Genomic DNA, 3303 nt, shown 5'->3' with positions numbered 1-3303 from the left:
TTCATGCCGCCCATCTTCTTGACGGCCTTCATCTGCTCGAGCATGTCATCCATGGTGAAGCCGTCACGAAGCATGCGCTCCGCAGATGCGAGCTGCTCGGCCGTTGCGGCCTCCTGAGCCTTCTCTATAATTCCAATGACGTCGCCCATGCCGAGGATGCGCTTTGCCATGCGCTCGGGGTTGAACACCTCGAGGGAATCAGGCTTCTCGCCCATGGAGACGAACTTGATGGGCTTGCCAGTCACCTCACGCACGGAGAGGGCTCCACCGCCGCGGGCGTCACCGTCGAGCTTGGAGATAATGACACCGTCGAAGTCAGTGCGCTCCGCGAAGGTGGAGACCACGTTGACGATGTCCTGGCCGGTCATGGCGTCGACCACCATGAGAACCTGGTCGGGCTTGACCGCACGCTTGATGTCGACGGCTTCCTGCATCATCTGCTCGTCGATTTGCAGGCGACCGGCGGTGTCGACGATGACCACATCGCGCATGGTGTCGACCGCCTCGCGAATGGAAGCACGGGCGATCTCGACGGGATGAACACCGTCCCCACGGAAGACGGGCACGCCGATTTCACCGCCGAGGGTCGCCAGCTGGTCGGCGGCGGCGGGACGATAGACGTCGCACGCGGCGAGCAGAGGGCTCTTGCCCTGCTTTTTAAGCATGTAGGCGAGTTTAACGGCCGCCGTGGTCTTACCGGAACCCTGAAGTCCGACGAGCATAATCACGTTCGGAATGCGGCTGGAGAGCACGAGTTTGCTCTCGGTGCCGCCCAGCAGCTCGGTGAGCTCATCGAGCACGATCTTGACGACGTTCTGCGCAGGCGTGAGCGACTCCATGACCTCGGCAGTGAGGCAGCGCTCCTTCGTGCGCGTGACGAAGTCCTTCACCACGCGGTAGTTGACGTCCGCCTCGAGCAGTGCCATGCGAATTTCACGCATGGCCACGTTGATATCGGCCTCAGTGAGTTTGCCCTTACCGCGCAAGCGGTCGAATGTATCGGCGAGGCGGTCGGACAACGAACCAAATGCAGCCATGTATCTCTCTCTTTCTAGCTCTAACAAGTACTGAGACGTCTTTTCCTGATGGAGCAGATTGCCACGAAGCAAGAGCGCAGCGTACTAACGTACGTAAGCTCGCAGCTGAGCGGCAAGGTGCCCATCAGGGGAAGACGCGGGGATTCGTTAACCTAATCTTCCAGTCCCACCAGGGCGCGACAGAAGGCGCGCGCGTCGAAGCGCTGGAGGTCCTCGACTTGTTCGCCCACGCCGATGCGGTAGATGGGAAGCTTGAGCTGCTCGGCAACGGCCAATGCGATGCCGCCCTTCGCCGTGCCGTCAAGCTTGGTCATGATGATACCGTCCAGCCCGAGCGACTCGTTGAATTCCTGGGCCTGGGAAAGGCCGTTTTGGCCGGTAGCGGAATCGATTACAAGCACCACATGGACGGGCATGGGGCCAGAGCTGCACGCCTCGGCGCGCTTGCGGGTCACTTTCACGACCTTGGCGAGCTCGCGCATGAGCTCGGGGCTCGAGTGCAAACGGCCGGCGGTGTCGATGAGCACCAGGTCACTGCCGCGCTTGTCGGCCTCATCGAGAACGTCGTAGCACACACTCGCGGGATCGGAGCCGCGATCGCGCTTGATAACCGGAACCCCTGCGCGCTGCCCCCACACATCGAGCTGCTCGATGGCGGCTGCTCGGAACGTGTCGGCGCTGCCAATAACCACATTTTTGCCGGCATGCGCCTCCGCACTCGCGATTTTCCCGACCGTCGTGGTCTTGCCGGCGCCGTTGATGCCGACAAATAGGACGCAGCTGGGGGTATCGTCAAAGATATCCAACGCGGGCTCGACGAAAAACTCGCTGAGCCGCTCAGCGAGCGCCCCACGGAGTTGCTCGGCGGTCTTCAAATTCTTCCGAGCAGCGGTCTCGCGCAAATCATCCGTGACGCGCATCGCAATCTCGCCACCCATGTCACCCATGACGAGGGTGTCCTCAAGCTCCTCCCAAAAGCTCTCGTCCACCTCGCCGCCGAAATAAAAGACCTCATTCAAGGCCTCGCGGCTACGCTCGAGACCGCGCTTGAGGGAATCGAAGAGACCCATTATGCATTCACGACCTTTCCGGTTTCTCGATCGAGTTTCTGGCTGACCACACGGCTTACGCCGTCGGCCTGCATGGAGACACCATACAACACGTCGGCGTCCTCCATGGTGCGACGTTGATGCGAGATGACGAGCAGCTGCGTCGACGTACGCAGGTAGTCGATGGCACCGATGAGCTTGGAGAGATTCGAATCGTCCAAGGCGGCCTCGACCTCGTCAAGAACGTAGAACGGCACCGTACGAGTGCGGTAGACGGCAAAGAGGAGCGCAAGCGCAGTCAACGACTTCTCGCCGCCGCTCATGAGCATCATCTTCGTGATGCGCTTACCCCGTGGCTGCGCGACGACTTCGATACCGGTCTCGGCAGGGTGCTCGGGATCGGTCATCTCCAGATGAGCCTGTCCACCCGGGAAGAGCATTTCGAATACCTCGCGGAAGTTCTCGTCGACCTTCTCGAAGGTGGTGAGGAAGCTCGTGCGCATTTTGCGATCGATTGCCGCCGTGATCTTGGTGAGCGCCTTGCGGGCACCCTCAAGATCCTCGAGTTGACGGGCGATGTAGTCGGCGCGCGTCTTGAGCGTCTCGTACTCCTCCATCGCGACCTGATTGACCGGACCGAGGTTGTTGATCTGGCGAACAAGGTCGTTGAGCTCGCGCTCGGCGGCGGCACGGTCATCGGGCGCGGGGAGCTGCAACGCCTCCTCCAAGACCGTGGTGCCATCGGCGGTGATGGCACGTACGGCCGCCTCGACTTGCACCTCGAGCTTGCCACGAGACACCTTCGCCTCATTCACCGCGGCGGTGGCCAAATCGACTTCGACCTTCGCGCGCGAGACCTCGCACTTGGCATCTTCGATCGTGCGCTTGAGCGACGCCGAATCGGCCTCCTCCAGCGATGCACGGTCTCGCAGGCGCGCCGCCCAGTCCATGGCACGCTCTGAAAGCGCTTGATACCGGTCATGCAGGGGATCGACGCGCAAACGGAGAACCTCAAGGGAGCGGGCAGACTGCTCGGTGCCGCGAATACGACGGTCTATACCCTCAAGTCTACGCTCGAGTTCGGGAGCACGTGCCGAGAGGCTCTTCACGCGCTCGCTTGCGCGGGCCAAACGCACCTTGGCGTCTGCGAGCTTCGAACCGGCCTCGGCGTCATCTCGGCGTACGCGCTCGAGGTCGTCTTGTGCCTCGTCGATCTG

At 61.7% G+C, this 3303-nt stretch carries 2 protein-coding genes and 1 pseudogene; all 3 read right to left on the bottom strand.

The window, feature by feature from the left end; genetic code table 11:
* Positions 1-1037, bottom strand: a 1037-nt coding sequence (locus ACT8II_RS08630; protein ID WP_443813815.1) for a signal recognition particle protein, incomplete at its 3' end; no start/stop codon positions are given.
* Positions 1038-1189: 152 nt separating this feature from the next.
* A complete protein-coding gene (gene ftsY, locus ACT8II_RS08625; protein ID WP_294158529.1) occupies positions 1190-2107 on the bottom strand; it encodes a signal recognition particle-docking protein FtsY in 918 nt (305 codons plus the stop codon).
* A pseudogene (locus ACT8II_RS08620) lies at positions 2107-3303 on the bottom strand (chromosome segregation protein SMC); the annotation flags it as partial. The pseudogene ACT8II_RS08620 and the gene ftsY, both read right to left, overlap by 1 nt.

Origin of the sequence: Collinsella sp., assembly GCF_052346665.1 — a bacterium.
GTDB lineage: Bacteria > Actinomycetota > Coriobacteriia > Coriobacteriales > Coriobacteriaceae > Collinsella.
The sequence above is the reverse complement of the archived record's forward strand: the minus strand, read 5'-3'. Positions and strand labels throughout refer to the sequence as shown.